16 protein-coding genes are annotated in these 18,665 nt (G+C 59.1%); 10 read left to right on the forward strand and 6 right to left on the reverse strand.

Translation table 11 applies throughout. The features are described from left to right. Positions 1-7: 7 nt before the first annotated feature. From AB5Z05_RS06595 to AB5Z05_RS06605, 3 genes are all read right to left on the reverse strand, one after another. Positions 8-1,381 carry a MotA/TolQ/ExbB proton channel family protein gene (locus tag AB5Z05_RS06595; protein WP_368150633.1) on the reverse strand — a complete coding sequence of 458 codons (1,374 nt, stop codon included), beginning with the start codon at positions 1,379-1,381 and terminating at the stop codon, positions 8-10. Beyond that, positions 1,378-2,142, reverse strand: a complete 765-nt coding sequence (locus AB5Z05_RS06600; protein WP_005343435.1) for a DUF3450 domain-containing protein — start codon at positions 2,140-2,142, stop codon at positions 1,378-1,380. Before AB5Z05_RS06600 ends, AB5Z05_RS06595 begins: the two co-directional genes overlap by 4 nt. A gap of 108 nt (positions 2,143-2,250) precedes the next feature. Next, positions 2,251-4,806 (reverse strand): TonB-dependent receptor, encoded by a 2,556-nt coding sequence (locus AB5Z05_RS06605; RefSeq protein WP_043822900.1) that lies wholly within the window; start codon positions 4,804-4,806, stop codon positions 2,251-2,253. A 739-nt stretch (positions 4,807-5,545) separates the two neighbouring features. Here AB5Z05_RS06605 and AB5Z05_RS06610 point away from each other — a divergent pair. From AB5Z05_RS06610 to AB5Z05_RS06630, 5 genes are all read left to right on the forward strand, one after another. Further along, positions 5,546-6,571 carry an ABC transporter permease subunit gene (locus AB5Z05_RS06610; protein WP_031227629.1) on the forward strand — a complete coding sequence of 342 codons (1,026 nt, stop codon included), beginning with the start codon at positions 5,546-5,548 and terminating at the stop codon, positions 6,569-6,571. A gap of 109 nt (positions 6,572-6,680) precedes the next feature. Then, positions 6,681-7,724, forward strand: coding sequence for an ABC transporter permease (locus AB5Z05_RS06615; RefSeq protein WP_005343430.1), 1,044 nt, complete (start codon positions 6,681-6,683; stop codon positions 7,722-7,724). Positions 7,725-7,873: 149 nt separating this feature from the next. Beyond that, a complete protein-coding gene (locus AB5Z05_RS06620) occupies positions 7,874-9,691 on the forward strand; it encodes an extracellular solute-binding protein (protein ID WP_064338688.1) in 1,818 nt (605 codons plus the stop codon). A gap of 31 nt (positions 9,692-9,722) precedes the next feature. Then, positions 9,723-10,781 (forward strand): ABC transporter ATP-binding protein, encoded by a 1,059-nt coding sequence (locus AB5Z05_RS06625; protein ID WP_139410821.1) that lies wholly within the window; start codon positions 9,723-9,725, stop codon positions 10,779-10,781. Beyond that, on the forward strand, positions 10,778-11,824 hold the full coding sequence (locus AB5Z05_RS06630; protein ID WP_368150638.1) for an ABC transporter ATP-binding protein: 1,047 nt from the start codon (positions 10,778-10,780) through the stop codon (positions 11,822-11,824). The genes AB5Z05_RS06625 and AB5Z05_RS06630 overlap by 4 nt, the downstream gene beginning before the upstream one ends. Before the next feature lie 101 nt (positions 11,825-11,925). Here the strand turns inward: AB5Z05_RS06630 and AB5Z05_RS06635 are convergent, their stop codons facing one another. Then, positions 11,926-12,537: a YitT family protein gene (locus AB5Z05_RS06635; RefSeq protein WP_368150640.1), complete on the reverse strand. Its 612-nt coding sequence runs from the start codon at positions 12,535-12,537 to the stop codon at positions 11,926-11,928. 243 nt (positions 12,538-12,780) lie between these two features. On the opposite strand from AB5Z05_RS06635, the gene AB5Z05_RS06640 reads away from it, so the two are divergent. From AB5Z05_RS06640 to AB5Z05_RS06660, 5 genes are all read left to right on the forward strand, one after another. Then, positions 12,781-14,160 (forward strand): UDP-glucose/GDP-mannose dehydrogenase family protein, encoded by a 1,380-nt coding sequence (locus AB5Z05_RS06640; RefSeq protein ID WP_368150643.1) that lies wholly within the window; start codon positions 12,781-12,783, stop codon positions 14,158-14,160. Next, complete coding sequence (locus AB5Z05_RS06645) at positions 14,157-15,170, forward strand: NAD-dependent epimerase (protein WP_201906897.1); 1,014 nt, start codon at positions 14,157-14,159, stop codon at positions 15,168-15,170. The genes AB5Z05_RS06640 and AB5Z05_RS06645 overlap by 4 nt, the downstream gene beginning before the upstream one ends. 110 nt (positions 15,171-15,280) lie before the next feature. After that, positions 15,281-15,886, forward strand: a complete 606-nt coding sequence (locus AB5Z05_RS06650; protein WP_368150645.1) for a DUF2076 domain-containing protein — start codon at positions 15,281-15,283, stop codon at positions 15,884-15,886. Between the two features lie 204 nt (positions 15,887-16,090). After that, positions 16,091-16,279 (forward strand): hypothetical protein, encoded by a 189-nt coding sequence (locus tag AB5Z05_RS06655; protein WP_368150648.1) that lies wholly within the window; start codon positions 16,091-16,093, stop codon positions 16,277-16,279. A gap of 155 nt (positions 16,280-16,434) precedes the next feature. Next, positions 16,435-17,292: a lytic transglycosylase domain-containing protein gene (locus AB5Z05_RS06660; protein ID WP_323890676.1), complete on the forward strand. Its 858-nt coding sequence runs from the start codon at positions 16,435-16,437 to the stop codon at positions 17,290-17,292. A gap of 8 nt (positions 17,293-17,300) precedes the next feature. Here AB5Z05_RS06660 and AB5Z05_RS06665 read toward each other — a convergent pair whose 3' ends face one another. After that, positions 17,301-17,864, reverse strand: a complete 564-nt coding sequence (locus AB5Z05_RS06665; RefSeq protein WP_368150650.1) for a YgjV family protein — start codon at positions 17,862-17,864, stop codon at positions 17,301-17,303. 57 nt (positions 17,865-17,921) lie between these two features. Continuing rightward, complete coding sequence (locus AB5Z05_RS06670; RefSeq protein WP_201992300.1) at positions 17,922-18,497, reverse strand: Crp/Fnr family transcriptional regulator; 576 nt, start codon at positions 18,495-18,497, stop codon at positions 17,922-17,924. Positions 18,498-18,665: the final 168 nt, after the last annotated feature.

The following is an 18,665-nucleotide window of genomic DNA, read 5'->3' on the forward strand; positions in this document are numbered from 1 at the left end:
TGACTCCTTACGCTGCGGCTTTGGAGGCGTGCAGACGTTCCTGATAACGGGCGACGAAACCGGCGCTCTGCTCTTCCAGCACCTGGATCAGACGACGGCTCTGGGTCTGCACAATGGTGTAGAGGAACAGCATGGGCACCGCGACGACCAGACCCTGCATGGTGGTCACCAGCGCCTCGGAGATACCGCCCGCCATCAGCTTGGGATCGCCGGTGCCGAACAATGTGATGGCCTGGAAGGTGGCGATCATCCCCACTACGGTGCCGAGCAGGCCCAACAGCGGTGCGACGGAGGCGATCAGCTTGATGAGGCTGATGCCCTTCTCGAACTTGGGCACGTTGCGCAGGATGATCTCATCGAGCTTGGACTCCAGATCCTCGATGTTGTCACCGCGATGGTTCTGGTAGGCCCCCAGCATGTCACCAATGGGGTTGCCCTTGATGATCTGATCAGATTTCAGCTGCTTGCGCATGGACGAGCCGATCAGCGACAGGCGGATACCGCAGAAGATGGCCAGCAGGGTACCGATGACCCCCAATGCCAGGATCACATAACCCACGGAACCACCCTGATCGATACGCTCCTTGAGGGTCGGTGACTGCACCAACAGGGAGAGGATCACGCCGCGAGACGGGTCGATAAAGATGGGCTTGACCCCGTCACCACCCTGTTCAAACTCGGCGACGGGAGCCAGCACGCTCTTCTCCGGTTGACGGGAGAGCTGCTCGAACTTGCCGGTCTCCGGCACGAAGGTGAGGTACTTGCCTTCGGAAACAGTGTTGAACTCGCCGATCTGGGTGACGGTCTTCTCGGCCTGGTTGCCTTCGCCGTAGACCACGGTCGCCGGGATCTGGCTCACCTTGCCACCGTCTACCATGCGGCTGAGGGTGGTGGTCCAGAACGCTTCCAGATCGTCGCTGGAGGGGAGCTCTTTACTCTCGGCCAGACGGGTCAACAGGGCGGATTGCTCCGGATGATCGACCCGACGAGCGGAGGCGTTGAAGATCCCCTTGAACTCACCGGCGAACTGACGCAGCACACCAAACATCTCGCCCATGTTGCCGGAACGCTGGCGCAGGGTTTCAGCCAGCTCGGTCAGCTGCTTGTCGTTGGCATCAAAGGTCGCCTTGAGCTGCTCGCCCTTGGCGGTTTCGGCTGCCAGCTCGGCCTTGGCCTTGGCCAGCAGCGCCCCCTGCTCGTTCTTGTCAGCCAGGAAGCGGGCTTCCCGCTCCTTGTTGAGTTGGGATTCGCTCAGGCTGGAGGCCTTGACCTGATTCAGCAGCGCATTGAGATCCACTGGTTTTTCGGCGGCGGTCACCGGCAGGGTGACCAGGGTTGCTCCCGCAATCAGGGAGGCAATAGCAAGTTTGATTCCTTTCATGATGCTTTCTCCGCAGTTTGAACCGGCAGCTTGATCAGCGCGGGAGGCGCCTGCTTCTTGGCGATGCGAAGGCCCTGTTCAACCGCACTGCGATACTCCTGGGGCAACTCTTCCCACTGGCGAGTCTTCTTGTTCCACATCCCGGTCTCATTGCCATCCGGGGATTGATAGAGCAGCGCGATACGGCCAACCCGCAGGAACTCGTAGGTCTTCTCGCTGCCATCCTTGTCCAGGCTCGCCTTGTAGGATTCGATGGTGCGGCTGAAGCCCTCCTCGATCTGGTAAGCCTCCAGGATCTTGCGGTACTTCTCGGAGATGGTGACATCAGCACGGTTCATCAGGTCGGTCAGAGCCGCCACACGGTCCTCGCGCTCGACCTTCTGGAACGGCAGATCCAGCGCCACAAACTGCTCGAGGGAGTCGATCATCTTGAGCATCAGGGGCACCACTTCGGTGCTGGTCTGGTCGATCTGGGCGATCTGCTTTTGCATCGACGCCAGCTCGGCACTCTGGGACTCGACCATCTTGCTCACCTGCTCGTTGTAGGTGCGCAGACTGTCGACCTGACGCAGGGCGGCCTTGTACTGGGCCAGTGCGGATTCTGCAGATTCGGCATAGCTGTCGATCTTCTGCTGGGAAACTTTTGATGCGTTGTCGGTGGCGGCTTGAGCGTCCACGGCCTGACCGGCAGTGGCGGCACTCAGATTGAAGCTGGTCAACAAGGCGGCCGAAACCAGGCTGCCAAGGAGCGCTTTCTTCATTGTAATGGTCCTTGTCTTCATAGGATTACCCTATCTCCGTAACTTCCTTGGACGTTGGGCACAGCCGGCCCGACCGGGCCGGCTGAGGTTGTATATCAACGGGGTTGATTAGAACTTCTGGGTGTAGTCGATGTAGTAGACGCGACCGTCGATGCCGTAGAGGTATTCATCGTAAGTGAAACCATCGTTGGACAGGGAAGGCCCGCGGTTGAACATGTTCTTCACGCCGGTCTGGATCTTGGCATTCCAGCTGGTATCGACCGCGACGTTCAGGTTCCAGATGGTGTTGGAAGCAATATGGCCCTCTTCCTTGTCATCCACATAGTCCTGGCTCTGGGAGTCGATATAGTTGGTGCTCAGGTAGGTATCCAGATTCCACAGCTGCGGGAAGTTGGCACCGATCCCGGAGTTGAAGCGGAAGTCGGGTTTGCCATTCCAGCCCTTCTTGTCGACCATTGGGCCACCAGCAAACAGACCTTCCTCATATTTCAGGATGTAGCTGCTGCCAAAGTCGTAACGCAGGGTGAAGGAGTTGAAGTCGTACTTGTAATCCGCCTTGAAGTCGATACCACTGGTCTTGAGCTGCCCCAGGTTGACCATGCCGGCATAGACCTTCTCGACATCGCCGTTGGCATCACGGATGACGTTCGGGTTGCTGCCGGTATTGAGCTCCTGATAGAACTGGGTCTGGGTGGTAGCAAGCTGGATCACGTCATCAATCTTGATGTAGTAGTAATCGAGCGACAGGTTCAGGTTGTCCAGCGGGTTGTAAGCAGCACCGATGGTAAAGGTGTCAGCCGTCTCTTCCTTCAGGTTCTTGTTGGATTGACGTGTTGTCTCGTACTGCGCTTCGGAACAGTTGGCAATGCCATTGGCCTGGCAGTAGACATAGTCCTTGGCAAAGTCCGCTGACTGGGCATCCGCCGCATAGAGATCGTTCAGACCCGGCGCGCGGAAAGACTGGGACCAGGAGGTACGGAACATCAGCTGGTCGAGCGGTTGATAACGCAAACTCGCTTTGGGCGAGAAGGCGCTGCCAAAGTCGCTGTACTTGTCGTAACGACCCGCCAGGTTCAGCTCGATCTGCTCGGTGATGGGGATCAGGCTCTCGATGTAGGTGGCAAACACATCGCGCACACCGCCACCAGAGTTACCGGATGAGCCCAGTACGTTGCCTGCTTCGGACTGGCTGTCATAGGTATCGGAGTAAACCCAATCGTTATACTCAGCCCCCAGATACCAGCTGACCGGGCCAGCGGGCAGTTCACCCATCTCCCAACCCACGCCACCGTACCACTGGAAGAAATCCATCTTGGAGTTGCGACTGGTGGTATAAGAAAGATCCTTGGTCGCCGCATCAGAGAAGCTGCCATTAACGAACTTGCCGGTATTGACCTGAGTTTCCACAGCGGGAGCCAGCACATACCCATTACCAGTACTCTGGTTATCTGTTTTGGAATACATGTAACCGGCATTCCATTCCACATCGCCTACCGCTTCGGTCGGCACCACCCCTTCAAAACCCAAGTTCAGGGTACCGGTCAAGTCAGTCACATCGTTGTCACGGGGGCCGACGTTGTTAAAGCGGTAGTACACGGTCGCGGCCTTGGCGGTGCTGAAGTTGTTGGCAGACAGAACTGCTGCGCTTTCAGGGGTGGAACCATCCACGGTAAAGGCACCGGCAGCTGGCGCGAAGCGGCCAAAACTGGTGACGCGGGAACCAATCATCTGTGGCACGAAATCCACATTGTCGTTGATATGGTAGCGCCCGTTGAGATAAACGGTATCGCGGGTACGAGAGGCAGTCTTGGCAGCGACCTGGGCAAAGTCGAAGCGGCAAGCCGTGCCCTTGGTGACGAAACCGGTGCCGGTACCTTCACAGTCAACTCCCTTCAGGGTACGGGTAACCGTCTTGCCGGTAGTGGCATCCACTCCCTTGATATTGCGGCCATAGAGACTCGGAGCAGTTGCCCCCTCTTTCGCCAGATAGTCGCGATCCTTGTAATAGATCTCGTCTTTCACATCGTGCTCGTAGACCATCATCAGGGAGCCTTTCTCACCCGAGATGCCGCTAACGATGGAACCACTCTGCTCGTCACCACCCTCTTCGGTCGGTGAACCAATACGTCCCTGGAAAGTCAGCCCTTCGAAACCCTCTTTGAGGATCACGTTGATAACGCCGCCGATGGCATCAGAGCCATACAGGGCGGAGCCACCATCCAGGTTCACTTCCACCCGCTCAACCGCCGCCATGGGGATGGTGTTGAGGTTGATGGCAGTGCCGCCCATGGAGGGAGAACCAGCGATACGCTTGCCATTAAGCAGCACCAGCGTGCGATCTTCACCAAGACCACGCAGCCCTACTGTGGCTTGTGATTGGGCGGAACTACCGGAGGATGGGGAGAAACCACCAAAGGAGTTGTAGGAGGCCTGTTTCAGATAATCCGCCACAGTCTGCTGACCAGACTGTTCAATTTGAGCCTTGCTGACAGAGACAACCGGAGTCGCCCCCTCAACATCAACACGGGAGATACGGGAGCCAGTGACTTTGATTTTCTGCAGTTTTTCGACGTTCTGCCCTTCTTCGGCAGATACGGATGGGGCCGCCGCAAGGCTCGCCAAGGCGAACGCAATCGCAGCAGAGATTCTGCTCTTCCTAAGCATCGCTTATATCCTTCCTGGTTGTTTATTGTTTGCTTCCTGATACCGCCCTCTTTGGAGCGATGTGTAAGGCTTATCAATCTTTGACTAGCGACGTCAATGGAGCAGGGGTGTGGCGAGGTCAGGCGTAGAATAAGCGGAGTGTATTAATTTTAACCGGCATAATTAGTGAATAATTCTGCCAAAAACAACCCGCGCAATGTAAAAATATTGTTAAATAGCGTAAATGGCGCTGAATTAAAATTTGATGAACTTATTAGTTAACGAGCTGTCCGTTTATATCTTATTTTGATTTATTGGCATTAATAAGAATAAAACACTAACTTCATGAGGATTGAACCTGACCGCTCCCATGGGGATAACAGTTAAAGTCGTCGAGATGATATCGTTTTCCTTCAATTTCACCACCCAGACAAAATCGTTATAAATCAACACCTTAAAAACACTAAAAACTCAAACAAACAGCTGTTTATATTTTTTAAAATAATGTTGAGCAGTAGCGTTTTGTTTTGATTTTCACTTTTCAGATAAAAAACGTCATTTTTCGGTGCTTTTGGTCTCAGTGAGTCATTTGTCCCAGTTTTCCATTTCCTTGTACTTGATTTTTGTTGCAGAGCTTTTACAGTGGCCAAGCGGATTGTCTGCTGTTTGGCAACCAATCCAGCGCGTAATGCCAGGAAGGACAGGCCCGTCACCGGATTTGACTGGCCGCAAAAAAGAACAACAAGGACGAGGTTCCACCATGCTGTCGTATTTCCTACGCCGGATGCTTTTGATCATCCCGACGTTTCTCGGTATCACCCTGCTCGTCTTCACCATCACCCGTTTCGTGCCGGGCGGACCGGTCGAACGCATGCTGCTGCAAGCCCAGGTTTCCCAGAATGAATCTGGCCGCTCCAGCGGCAGCAAGGGGGCACAGGCCCTCTCCGATGAACAGATCGAGGAGCTCAAGGCCTTCTATGGCCTCGACAAGCCCATGCTGGTCGCCTACTGGGAGTGGCTGCAGAAGCTGGCAGTGCTGGATCTGGGCGAATCGACCCGCTACTACGAGCCGGTGTGGGATCTCATCAAGGAGCGGCTCCCGGTCACCGCCTTCTTCGGGCTGGCGACCTTTCTGCTGAGCTATGCGGTCTCCATTCCGCTGGGGGTGGCGAAGGCGCTCAGGCACAACAGCCGCTTCGATTCGTTGAGCTCCATGCTCATCTACATGGCCTATGCCCTGCCCGCCTACGTGGTGGGGATCTTCCTCATCACCGTGTTCGCCTTCCATCTGGAGTGGCTGCCGATGGGCGGTTTTCCGGGGGATGATTTTGAGTACATGGAGAGCAGCTGGGATCAGATCCGCACCGTCTTTGCCCACGCCCTGCTGCCGCTTATCGCCTACGCCATCGGCGATTTCGCCATCCTCACCATGACCATGAAAAACAGCCTGATGGAGAACCTGTCGGCCGATTATGTGCGTACTGCGGTGGCCAAGGGGTTACCGTTTCGCAAGGCGGTCACCGACCACGCCATGCGCAACAGCCTGATCCCCATCGCCAGCCACCTGGGGTCTGTGCTCACCGTTTTCTTTGGCGGATCCTTCCTCATCGAGACCATCTTCAACATCGACGGCATCGGCCTGCTCGGTTACGAGGCGATCGTCGAGCGGGACTACCCCACCGTCATGGGCATTCTGGCCATCACCTCCATGCTGATGCTGATTGGCAATATCGTCTCCGATATCTGCGTTGCCCTTGTTGATCCGCGCGTGCGGTTTGGAGATTGACCATGAACCAGACCTCTATTGCCATGCCTATGCTGATATCACGCCATATCGTCTCCGATATCTGCGTTGCACCCTCTGTTGATCCCCGCGTGCGGTTTGGAGACTGACCATGAAGCTCAATCCGGTTACCTTGAAAAAACTCAAGCGCTTCAAGTCGATCAAGCGCGGCTACTACTCCTTCATCATCTTCACTACCCTGGTGCTGCTCTCCCTGCTGGCGGAGCTGCTGGTCAACAGCCGGGCGCTGATAGTGAGCTATCAGGGCCAGCTGCACTTCCCCACCTATGGCGATGTGATCCCCGGTCAGCAGTTCGGGCTCGATTACGAATACGAGACCAACTACCGCCAGCTCAAGGCCAAATTTGCCGCAGAGGGCCAGGGCGACTGGGTGCTGCTGCCGCCGGTGCCCTGGAACCCCTACGAGCAGGATTTCAAGGAGGATGCCTACCCACCCTACGCCCCCAGCGCGGCCGAGCGCCACTTCCTCGGCACCGACACCAGCGGCCGCGACGTGCTGGCTCGACTGGTTTACGGCTTTCGCATCGCCATCGGCTTTGCCTTTATCGCGCTGGCGGCAAGTTACGCCATCGGAGTCACCATCGGCTGTCTGATGGGCTTTCTCGGCGGCCGCTTTGATCTCATCCTGCAACGCTTTATCGAGATCTGGTCCCAGGTGCCGTTTCTCTACGTCATCATGATCCTGGTGTCGCTGGCCAAGCCCAACTTCGGCCTGTTTGTCGCCATCAACGTGCTGTTCGGCTGGATGGGGATCACCTGGTATATGCGCACCCTCACCTACAAGGAGCGGGCGCGAGACTATGTGATGGCGGCGCGGGCACAAGGGGCGACCACCGGGCGGATCATCTTCAACCACATCCTGCCCAACACCCTGATGATGATCGTTACCCTGGCGCCATTCGCCGTGGTGGGCAATATCTCCACCCTGACGGCACTCGACTATCTGGGCTTTGGCCTTGCGCCGCCGACCCCGAGCTGGGGGGAGCTGCTCTCCCAGGGCATCAACAATCTGGATGCCATCTGGATCGTCAGCTCGGTGGTGGCCGCGGTGAGTCTGGTACTGATCATGGTCTCCTTTATCGGTGAGGCGATCCGCGAGGCGTTCGATCCACGCAAATTTACCCGTTACCAATAAGCCAGCCGATGCCAGTGCATCGGCAGGCGTCGGGTAACGAACCGTGATTAATGAAGGACGGGCCGCCGCCATCGGCGGTCCCGGGAGCAAGGGATAATCCCGTTATCAATCAAGACCCCCAGTGCAGGGGCCAGACCTGGAAGTCAAACATGAAAAATAAAATCAAATGGATAGGTGCTCTCTTTGTGCTGGTAAACGGATCCTGGGTCTGGGCGGCCAGCCTGCCCGCGGATCTCAAATGGGAGACCAACGACACGGATCCTGTGTTCGCCTCCCCCAAGGCGCTGTCGGGCGGCAGCCTCAATATGTTTGTGGAGAGCTTTCCGCTGACGTTTCGCACCGTGGGACCTGACTCCAACGGTTCGTTCCGCTCCTTTATTCTCGATAACCAGTTGCGACTCATCAGCTTCCACCCCAATACCGGCAACCCCATCCCCTCGCTCGCGACCCACTGGGCCATCGCGCCAGACAGCCAGACCGTCTACTTCAAGCTGGATCCCCGCGCCAAATGGTCGGATGGCAAGCCGGTCAATGCTGACGACTACACCTTCGGCTACGAGATGATGCGCTCCAAACACATCAAGGGGCCCTGGTTCAACAACTACTACACCACTGAAGTGGTCGCGGTAGAGAAGATCGATGATCACACCATTATGGTCAAAGCGGGCAACCGCAAAGCCAAGATGGACCTGCTCAACACCACCGAGCTGTGGCCCCAGCCCAAGCACTACTACAAGCTGACCCCCAACTGGGTGAAGCAGTACAACTGGGCCGTGGTGCCCACCACAGGTCCCTACGTGATCAGCGACGTCAAGAAGGGCAAGTCGGTCACCTTCAGCAAGCAGAAGGATTGGTGGGCAAAGGATGATCGCTACAACCAGCACAGATTCAACATCGACACCATCAAGGTGCAGGTGATCCGCGACCACAACATCGCCTTCCGCCACTTCCTGAAAGGGGAGATCGATACCTTCGAGATGATCCTGCCCAACTGGTGGCATGAAAAAGCGGTCACCCCGGAGTACAAAAAAGGCTACGTGCAGAAGGTAATGGCCATGACCGACACCAAACAGGGCGGTCAGGGGGTGCACCTCAATGTGGCCAACCCCAAGCTGGCGGACGTGAACGTGCGCCTCGGCATCCAGCACGCCTTCAACATCGACAAGATGATCGAGACGGTGCTGCGCGGCGACTATGACAGAGCCACCACCTTCGACTCGGGCTTTGGCGAGTTCACTGACATCACGCTGCCGGAGCGGGCTTATGACATCGGCAAGGCGCGGGAGTACTTTGCCAAGGGCGGCTACAACAAGCCGGGGCCTGACGGCATCCTGCAAAATGAGAAGGGGGAGCGGCTGACGCTGGCACTCACCTACACCAGTCAGGAGCACTCCAAGCGCCTGACCGTGCTGAAAGAGGAGGCCAAGAAGGCGGGTCTGGATCTGGAGCTCAATCTGGTGGATGGCGCCACCGGCTTTAAGGTGATGCTGGAGAAGAAACACGAGGCGGCCTGGCTCGGTTGGGGCGGCGGCGGTCTCTATCCGCAATATTGGGAATTTTTCCACTCCGCCAACGCCAACAAACCGCAAACCAACAACCTGTTCAACGTGGCTGACAAGGAGCTGGACGCGCTGATCGATGCCTACAACGTCGAATTCGACATGGCCAAGCGGGCCAAACTCTCCCAGCAGATCCAGCAGCGTATCTATGACCTCGCCATCTTCGTGCCCGGGGTGCAGCTCAACTATGTGCGGGCCAGCAGCTGGCGTTATGTGATGCTGCCGGAAGTGCCTGCCACCAAGAACACGCCGGATCTGCTCTACTGGCCGATGGACGGTTATCCTCACAGTAGTGGCGGTCTGCTCTGGCTCGATCCCAAGGTGAAGGAAGAGACCCGCAACGCCAAGGAGGCAGGGGAGGCGCTGGCGCCCATCAACCTGCTCGACAAGACCTATGCACGTCATTGATATTCAGGCCATTGCGAAGGGAGCAGCCGTTATGCCCAACACCCAGGCCCCCATTCTTGACGTACCGGATAACGGGGGGGAGTTCGCCGTTGATAACGGCCAGCACCCAGCCCCAATCCTCGAAGTACGCGATCTCGAGGTGGAGTTCGCCGTCGACGACGGCAAGATCAAGGTGCTCGACGGGGTCAGCTTCAAGGTGGCACCGGGTCAGACGCTGGGGATCGTCGGCGAGTCTGGCTGTGGCAAAAGTGTCACTTCGCTCGCCATCATGGGGCTCTTGCCCAAGCCCCATGGTCAGGTGGTAGCAGGCTCCATCCGCTTTCAGGGGGAGGAGCTGCTGTCGCTTGCGCCAGATCAGATGTACAAGGTGCGCGGCAACCGCATCTCGATGATCTTTCAGGAACCGATGACGGCCCTCAACCCGGTGCAGACGGTGGGGGAGCAGCTGATGGAGGTGTTTCGCCTCCATCGCCCCGAGTATGACAAGGCCCAGCGTAAAGCCGCGGCCATCGCCATGCTGCAGAAGGTGGGGATCCCGGAACCGGCCCAGCGCTTTGCGGTCTATCCCCACAACCTCTCCGGCGGCATGCGCCAGCGAGTGATGATCGCCATGGCGCTCTCCTGCGAGCCAGACCTGCTTATCTGCGACGAGCCGACCACGGCGCTGGATGTCACCATTCAGGCCCAGATCCTCGAACTGATGAAAGAGCTGCAGGCCCAGACCGGGATGGCCATCATCTTTATCACCCACGATCTCGGGGTAGTGGCTGAGCTGTGCGACGAAGTGGTGGTGATGTACGCCGGGCGGGCGGTAGAGCAGGCCGACGTGTTCGAGCTGTTTGACCATCCCCGTCACCCCTATACCCACGGCTTGATGAGCTCGATCCCGCGCCTTGAGGATGAGCCCAAGAGCCTGCTCAAGACCATCAAGGGACAGGTGCCAGCCCTGCACGAGATGCCCGCTGGCTGCCGCTTCTCCAACCGCTGCCCCCATGCGACCGATCTCTGCATCAGCGCCATTCCGGCGGTGGAGCAACTCAATCCGCGCCACCATGTCGCCTGTCACTACTGGAAGGAGTTGACCGTATGAGCACTCTGTTATCGGTCAGGGATCTGAAACAGCATTTCCGGCTGGGAGGCGGGTTCCTGCGCAAGCAATATACGGTTCACGCGGTGGATGGCATCAGCTTCGACCTGAAACAGGGGGAGACGCTGGGGCTGGTGGGTGAGTCGGGCTGCGGCAAGTCCACCCTCGGACGCAGCCTGCTCAAACTGTTCGAGCCGACCGCAGGCACCATCACCTTCGAGGGACGCGACATCACCGCCCTCAGCCCGAAGGAGATGCGCTCCCTGCGTCAGGAGATGCAGATGGTGTTTCAGGATCCTGCAGAATCCCTCAACAGCCGCCACACCGTGGGCCAGATTTTGGAGGAGCCCTTTATCATCCACGGTAAAGGCAACACTGAGCAGCGCCGCGGCTGGGTGAAGGAGTTGCTGGCAAAAGTGGGCCTGCCGGGCAGCGCGGTGGATCGCTACCCCCACGAGTTTTCCGGCGGTCAGCGCCAGCGGATCGGCATCGCCCGCGCCATCGCCCTTAAGCCCAAGCTGCTGGTGTGCGACGAGGCGGTCTCGGCCCTCGATGTCTCGGTGCAGTCGCAAATCGTCAACCTGCTGCTCAGCCTGCAGCGGGAGATGAATCTCTCCATCATCTTCATCGCCCACGATCTGTCGGTGGTCAAACACATCTCGGACCGGATTGCGGTGATGTATCTGGGACGGATCGTCGAACTGGCGGATGCCCAGTCGCTTTATCTGGCGCCGCGCCACCCTTACACCCAGGCGCTGATCTCCGCCATTCCGGTACCGGACCCGCGCAGACGCAGCCAGCGCATTCTGCTGACCGGCGATGTGCCCTCCCCCATCTCGCCGCCAAGCGGCTGCCACTTCCACCAGCGCTGCCCCCATGCGACCGAGCTGTGCAGAAGCAAGGCGCCAAGGCTTGAGGCGTGTGATGAGTCCCATCATCAGGTGGCCTGTCACACCCCGCTCGCCGTCGGTGGTCACGCTATCAGCGGCAGCGCCATCAGTGGCAACGCCATGAGCGGCGACAGCAGGCTGGAGCAGGCGAGCTAGGCGCAGCGAACAAACATCAGGGTAGAAACAGACGAGGCGGCCATCAGGCCGCCTCGTGCTATCGGGTCACGCTTGTCTTATCGAGCCACTGCCGCAGCTTGTCAGGCAATCTGGTAACGGCCGGGCTTGTGGTTGAGTGTCAACACCAGATTACAGATAACCGCCGCCACGATGGAGAGCGCCAGGATCCAGGGCTGCACTACGAAAAACGAGGCGACAACAATGGCGCAATCGAGCCCCATCTGCAGCTTGCCCGCCCGGATGCCAAAGCGATCCTGAATAAAGAGCGCCAGAATGTTGAAGCCCCCCAGACTCGACTTGTGGCGAAACATGATGAGCAGCCCCATGCCGATCAGGGTGCCGCCGATCAGCGCCGCATAGAGGGGCTCTATCTTGCCGATCTGCAACACCCCGTTGAGGTGATCGGTCATGTAGGAGACCGCCGCCACCGAGACAAAGGTGTTGAAGGTAAAACGTGGCCCCATCCGCAGCCATGCCAGCGCATAGAAGGGCAGGTTGATGCCGAAAAACTGCAGGCCGAAGCTGATACCGGTCACCTTTTGCAGCAGCAGCGCCAGCCCGGCAGTACCGCCAGTGAGCAGGCCAACCTGATGAAACAGAAAGATGCCGAGGGAAACAAAGCCGGCCGCCGTCAGCAGGGCCAGCACATCCTCATAAATAGGATGGGCAGTGCGAATCGAGGTGTTGTCCATAACCTGTATCCAAGCGAAGTAAAGAGAGAGTGTCTGTCGCCTGCCGTTGCGGGCAGGCTGCGAGCCCTGTCCACAGGGCTTCGTTATGGGGTCCAGTCTATTTTTTGTGAAAAGGATCACAACAGTCAGGCTGAACGCCCCATTCTGGTGCCTGTCATCTGGCATTGACACCCGCTGCACCAAGATGCAGCATGCCGCGGTTTAAGCGCGCTATCACTCCATTCACAGCACGAGGCACTTTTCATGAAGGTCACCATTTTTGGCACAGGCTATGTCGGGCTGGTGCAGGCCGCCGTTCTGGCCGAGGTGGGCCATCAGGTCTGCTGCGTGGATGTGGATGACGAGCGGATCGCCGCCCTCAGGCAGGGGCAGATCCCCTTCTATGAGCCGGGGCTGGCCCCGCTGGTCGAGAGCCATCTGGCCAGCGGCCGCTTGAGCTTCACGGTCGATCCCGCCATTGGCGTGGCACACGCCGACCTGCTGCTGATCGCCGTGGGTACCCCGGCTGACGAGGATGGCTCGGCCGATCTGCAACATGTGCTGGCGGTGGCCGACACCATAGGCCGACTGATGAGCAGCCCCAAGCTGGTGGTGACCAAGAGCACTGTGCCGGTCGGCACGGCGCAGCAAGTAAGAGAACATATTGAGCTACAGTTGGCCGAACGTGGGCTAACCCTCACCTGCGAGGTGGCGGCCAACCCCGAGTTTCTCAAGGAGGGAGCGGCGATCAACGACTGCATGCGGCCAGATCGCATCATCATCGGCTGTGACAGCGAGCGGGCGCTTGAGCAGTTGCGCACCCTCTACGCCCCCTTCAACCGCAATCACGACCGGATCGTGGTGATGGATCTGCGCAGCGCCGAGCTCACCAAATACGCCGCCAACGCCATGCTGGCCACCAAGATCTCCTTTATGAACGAGATTGCAGCCCTCGCCGAGCAGCTGGGGGCCGATATCGAGGCGGTGCGCCAGGGGATGGGGGCCGATCCCCGCATCGGTTACCACTTTATCTACCCGGGCTGCGGCTACGGCGGCTCCTGCTTCCCCAAAGATATCAAGTCGTTGCGTCATACCGCGGCGAGTGTCGGCTGCGACGCCCCGCTGCTGACGGCGGTCGAGCAGGTCAACCTGCGCCAGCAACAGAAGATGGCGCAAACCCTGCTGACCCGCTTCGGCCCGGATCTGCGTGGCCACACCTTTGCCCTGTGGGGACTGGCGTTCAAACCCGGCACCGACGATATGCGCGATGCGCCGAGCCGCCCGCTTCTGGCCGCTATCTGGGCTGCCGGTGGCCGGGTGCAGGCCTTTGATCCCAAGGCGATGGAGCGTGCCCGCCAGATCTACGGCCAGCGGCCGGATCTGCTGCTCTGCCCGACTCAGGAAGCGGCACTGGAAGGGGCCGATGCCCTGCTGATCTGCACCGAGTGGCAGGCGTTTCGTGCCCCCGATTTCCAGCAGCTGAAAGCGCTGCTCAACCAGCCCGTCATCATCGATGGCCGCAACCTCTATGATCCGCGCCAGCTCAGCGAGCTCGGGTTTGACTATCACGCCATCGGGCGGCCACATCTTCCCGCCAAAAAGCAGCCTGCCAACACCAGTTGCAACCCGGAGACCCAACCATGACGTATCTGGTCACCGGCGTCGCCGGTTTTATCGGTTTTCATGTAGCCAGCCAGCTGTGCGCCGCAGGTCATCGGGTGGTGGGGATCGACAACCTCAACAACTACTACGAGGTGAGTCTGAAAGAGGCGCGGCTGGCCCAGCTGGCCAGTTTCCCCCATTTTCACTTCGAGCGGCTGGATCTGGCGGATCGCGAAGCGATGGCGGCTCTCTTTGCCCGTCATGGTTTCGAGCGGGTGATCCATCTGGGGGGGCAGGCGGGGGTGCGTTACTCCATCGAAAATCCGTTCGCCTATGCCGACAGCAACCTCACCGGCATGCTGACGGTGCTGGAGGGGTGCCGTCACCACGGGATCCAGCACCTCATCTACGCCTCCTCCAGCTCGGTCTATGGCATGGGGGATCAGATGCCCTACTCCACCGAGCAGCAGGTGGATCACCCGGTCTCCCTCTACGCCGCCACCAAGAAGAGTGGCGAGCTGATGGCCCACGCCTATTCGGCGCTCTATGGCTTGCCCACCACAGGGCTGCGCTTCTTTACCGTCTACGGCCCCTGGGGTCGGCCCGACATGGCCATAATCAAGTTCACCCGCGCCATTCTCGCGGGAGAGCCTATCGACGTCTATAACAACGGCGATCTCAGCCGCGACTTCACCTACATAGACGATATAGTCGCGGGGATCCTCGCCGTGGCCGACCAGCCGCCCTGCCCCAATTCCGATTGGCACGCCAGCGAGCAGAGCGCAGCCGAGAGTGCCGCTCCCTACCGCATCCTCAATATCGGCAACGGCCAGCCGGTGCGGCTGCTCGATTTTATCGAGGCTCTGGAAGAGGCCATCGGCAAACCCGCCATCAAGCGAATGCTGCCGATGCAGGCAGGTGACATGCACGCCACCTGGGCTGACAGCGAGCCGCTGCACACCCTCACCGGCCTGCGCCCCGCTACGCCCCTCAAGCAAGGTGTTGCCAAGTTCGTCCGCTGGTATATCGACTACTATCGGCCCGCCCGCTGACGAGCGCGGGTAGCCCCTCGGTCATTGATGAGTTAATCAGATACCACTGATGCCCCGCGGGTTTTAGGATGGCTGAACGCACTGTCTGCGCACCATAGCGAGGATTTGAGATGCAATCACAGGAACAGGGTCTGATCGATGGACTGTTCGACCGCCTCAAGCAAGCGCAAGCCAGGGATAGCAAGCGAGACCCACAAGCGGATCAGCTGATCCGCCAGCATCTGGCAGAGCAGCCCGATGCCCCCTACTACATGGCCCAGGCGCTGCTAATTCAGCAGGCTGCCCTTACTCGCTTCAACGAGCGGGTCAAGGAGCTGGAAGCCAGCCAGAGCGCCCCAAATGGTGGCAGTTTTCTCTCCGGCCTGTTTGGTAGCGAAAGCAGCCCTCCTCCGCGCTTTACGCCGCCACCGGCAACTGCGCCTGCCCAGCCAGCATCCCGTGCCAGCTCCTTTTTGGGCGGCGCCCTGCAAACCGCCGCCGGTGTGGCCGGTGGCGTGATGCTGGCCGATATGATCGGCGGACTGTTTCACAGCAACCGGCCCGAGGAGATCATCGACATCATAGAGCCTGCCCCCATTGCCAATCCGGTCGATGCGGAACCGGTGCGCTGGGACGGCTGGGATTCATCTCCCGATGTTGGCAGCAATTTTCTCGACGACGATAGCCAGAGTGGCGGCTGGGCCGACAGTGACGATAACAACGGCGGTTTCTTCTGACCATCAAACCATTACTGGCCCCGCATCTGGCGGGGCCCAACTCGATACGAAACCCATGACTATGGAAAGTGTGATGACACCACGGATCGGCAGCGGCATGACGCGATATACTCAGCGCGCTTCGTGCCACCCGGGAACAACTCCCGACCCCAGGCGCTCTGTCCGTGGCCACGCAACACCCCCATGACGACAAGGAGCCACCTCATGATCCGAACCCTGCTTTTGACCGGTGCCGCCATTGCGGCCTATGCCCTGACCCAGAGCCACTCTCTGCTTCCCCTGCTCAGCCTGCTGGCCCTGCTTTCGCTCTGGGTTGTCAGCGAAATTAGCAGCTTCTATCGCACGCTTCCTCCCACGGTGCTGGATGAGCAGGAGTATCACCACGACTTCTAACCGGATGAAAAATGGTGTGAAACTGTCGAGATGCCGTTAGTTCCATACCGTTTTGCTCTCTGAAATCAACCGGCTATAACCACAGGATCCACTGGGTTCGTGGCGATAGCAGCCATGTTCCTCTATATCTTCTGTACTCAAACAGGAGATAACCCATGAGGCACATCAGCGAAAACGGACTGTTTTTGCTGCTTTTTTTGTCGTTGTTACTGGCAGGTACGCCACGGACGATGGCACAAGGCAGGGATTTCAGACAGGCCCCCAAGGCGCTGACGGCGATCAAGCAGGGTCAAGTTGCCCAGCAAAACGGTCATCTGCAAAAAGCCATCGCCCTTTACTGTGTCGCCGCCAGCACCGGCAATCCCGAAGGATATTTCCGGATCGGCCGTCTGCTCGCCACCGGCCCAGCCTCGGTGCGCAGCGCCAAGCTGGCCAACAGCTACCTCGCCATGGCAATGCGCCTTGGTAACCGACAGGCTGCCCGCTACTACAACGCTCGCATCGGCAATGCCCCCATGGGTGATCATTGCGGCATCGGGATCCGTGGCAGTCAGGGTGGCTATCTGGCCGGGCTCCCTTCCACCCCCTTCAATGTCGACACCTGGGTTGCCCGCCAGCCTCCTGCCAAGCAAAAACTGGTCACCATGCTGCGCCACGCAGCCAAACACCATAAGGTGGATGCCCGGCTGGTACTGGCGATTGCCATCGCCGAATCCAATCTCAACAGCCGTGCCGTTTCCCCCAAGAATGCTCAGGGGCTAATGCAGCTGATCCCCGAAACCCAGCAACGGTTCGGGGTAACCCGGCCATTCGATCCGGCCCAGAACATCAAGGGTGGCGTCAGTTATCTCAAGTGGCTGGATCGCCGCTTCGATGGCGACTGGGTACTGATCTCGGCAGCCTACAATGCCGGGGAAAAAGCGGTGGAACGCTATGGCGGGATCCCACCCTATGACGAGACGCAGGAGTATGTGAAACGGGTGCTCTACTTCGCTGGCCACAAGCAGCCCTGAGCGGGAGGTCAGGAGCTCGCCCGACCGGAAGGCGGCACACGCCCCTTTCTGCGGCCACTGTGGCGGCCACGCCCCCAATAATCGAAGCCATAGTGGCGGTAGTAACCCACCAGATTGCTGACCAGAAACAGCCCCTCCATCAGCGCGGCGACCGGTGAGCCCACCAGCAGGTTGTTACCCAGCCAGCAGAGGGTACCGAGCAGCATCCAGCGCCGCAAAAGGCGATCATCCGGGCAAAACGCGGCCCGGGTTTGCAGCAGGCTCGCCAGCAGCCCGATCAATGAGAGTGCGCCCTGATAGGTCGCCAGCGCCGCCGCACAGGCCAACCCCATGAAAAACCACATCAAGATGCGGCGAACCAGCCAGATGCTCACCAGAAAGCGCAAGCTGGCCAGCAGCAACAGGCTGGCAGCCGACCACTGCCCGAGCAGGGTAAAGTGACCGGCATTGAGGGCACAGGAGAGGGCCAGACAGGCCAGGATCCTGCGGCGATCCCGCAACTGAAACGACAACAGATCGAGCAACAAGGCCAGGCTTACCACCAGCTGCGACCACAGAAACAGCGACATCATCCACACCTCATCCGTTATTTGGATGGTGCAGCATGAGGGGATGGTCGGAGAGCGGCATTAACCCGTGTTAATGCGCCTGCGGATCCGTGACAGAGTGACCGGAGTGATACCGATATAGTTGGCGAGCTGCACCTGAGTGAGCCGCGCTGGCCAGTGGGGGAAGGTGTGGCAGAGCTCCCGATAACGTTCCTCGGGGGAGTGGAGCAGCAAAAACGCCTCCTTGCGCTCCTTGTAACCGAGCTGCTGTCGCAGCAGGGCCATGCAGACCGGCTGCCAGGCGGGCTCATCCAGCAGGGTGAGCGGCATCCGCACCACCTGCAACTCCGTCAGCGCCTCCAGCTGGTAGCGGGCGGGCGACCCCGTGAGCCAGCTGTCATAGAGCAGGCAGAGTTCCCCCTCGAAGTAGAACTCCTTGCAGCGCTCCTGTCCGTCCCGGGTGTAGTGGCAGGCGCGAGCGATGCCCGCTTCGATATAGAAGGCAGCTTCCTGCTCTGCCCCTTGCGCCAACAGTGCCTGACCGGCGCGCAGCGTCTGCCGTGGCAAGCGCAGGCTGATAGCTTCGCTCAGCGCGGCGTCCAATCCCATTGTGCAGAGAAAGGCGGTCAGCGAAGGGGCTTGAGGAGATGGGTTCATGAGGGCTCCGGGACAAAACGGCAGCCCACATCATGCCCAAATTGCACGACTGATGCAGCAAGGCGTGACCCTGTTGGCAAAGGGGGGACATAGCCGGGTGCCGCCTTTGCCCCCCCTCGTCCGTTGGTTTACAATCGACGGGTTTTTTGGAACCCGGTTGACCTGTGT

Origin of the sequence: Aeromonas sp. R2-4 (genome assembly GCF_040908365.1) — a bacterium.
Taxonomy (GTDB): domain Bacteria; phylum Pseudomonadota; class Gammaproteobacteria; order Enterobacterales; family Aeromonadaceae; genus Aeromonas; species Aeromonas veronii.

Coding starts and splice junctions, on each gene's coding strand:
- AB5Z05_RS06595 (WP_368150633.1), bottom strand. CDS start 1,381: ATGAAAGGAATCAAACTTGCTATTGCCTCCCTGATTGCGGGAGCAACC.
- AB5Z05_RS06600 (WP_005343435.1), bottom strand. CDS start 2,142: ATGAAGAAAGCGCTCCTTGGCAGCCTGGTTTCGGCCGCCTTGTTGACC.
- AB5Z05_RS06605 (WP_043822900.1), bottom strand. CDS start 4,806: ATGCTTAGGAAGAGCAGAATCTCTGCTGCGATTGCGTTCGCCTTGGCG.
- AB5Z05_RS06610 (WP_031227629.1), top strand. CDS start 5,546: ATGCTGTCGTATTTCCTACGCCGGATGCTTTTGATCATCCCGACGTTT.
- AB5Z05_RS06615 (WP_005343430.1), top strand. CDS start 6,681: ATGAAGCTCAATCCGGTTACCTTGAAAAAACTCAAGCGCTTCAAGTCG.
- AB5Z05_RS06620 (WP_064338688.1), top strand. CDS start 7,874: ATGAAAAATAAAATCAAATGGATAGGTGCTCTCTTTGTGCTGGTAAAC.
- AB5Z05_RS06625 (WP_139410821.1), top strand. CDS start 9,723: ATGCCCAACACCCAGGCCCCCATTCTTGACGTACCGGATAACGGGGGG.
- AB5Z05_RS06630 (WP_368150638.1), top strand. CDS start 10,778: ATGAGCACTCTGTTATCGGTCAGGGATCTGAAACAGCATTTCCGGCTG.
- AB5Z05_RS06635 (WP_368150640.1), bottom strand. CDS start 12,537: ATGGACAACACCTCGATTCGCACTGCCCATCCTATTTATGAGGATGTG.
- AB5Z05_RS06640 (WP_368150643.1), top strand. CDS start 12,781: ATGAAGGTCACCATTTTTGGCACAGGCTATGTCGGGCTGGTGCAGGCC.
- AB5Z05_RS06645 (WP_201906897.1), top strand. CDS start 14,157: ATGACGTATCTGGTCACCGGCGTCGCCGGTTTTATCGGTTTTCATGTA.
- AB5Z05_RS06650 (WP_368150645.1), top strand. CDS start 15,281: ATGCAATCACAGGAACAGGGTCTGATCGATGGACTGTTCGACCGCCTC.
- AB5Z05_RS06655 (WP_368150648.1), top strand. CDS start 16,091: ATGATCCGAACCCTGCTTTTGACCGGTGCCGCCATTGCGGCCTATGCC.
- AB5Z05_RS06660 (WP_323890676.1), top strand. CDS start 16,435: ATGAGGCACATCAGCGAAAACGGACTGTTTTTGCTGCTTTTTTTGTCG.
- AB5Z05_RS06665 (WP_368150650.1), bottom strand. CDS start 17,864: ATGATGTCGCTGTTTCTGTGGTCGCAGCTGGTGGTAAGCCTGGCCTTG.
- AB5Z05_RS06670 (WP_201992300.1), bottom strand. CDS start 18,497: ATGAACCCATCTCCTCAAGCCCCTTCGCTGACCGCCTTTCTCTGCACA.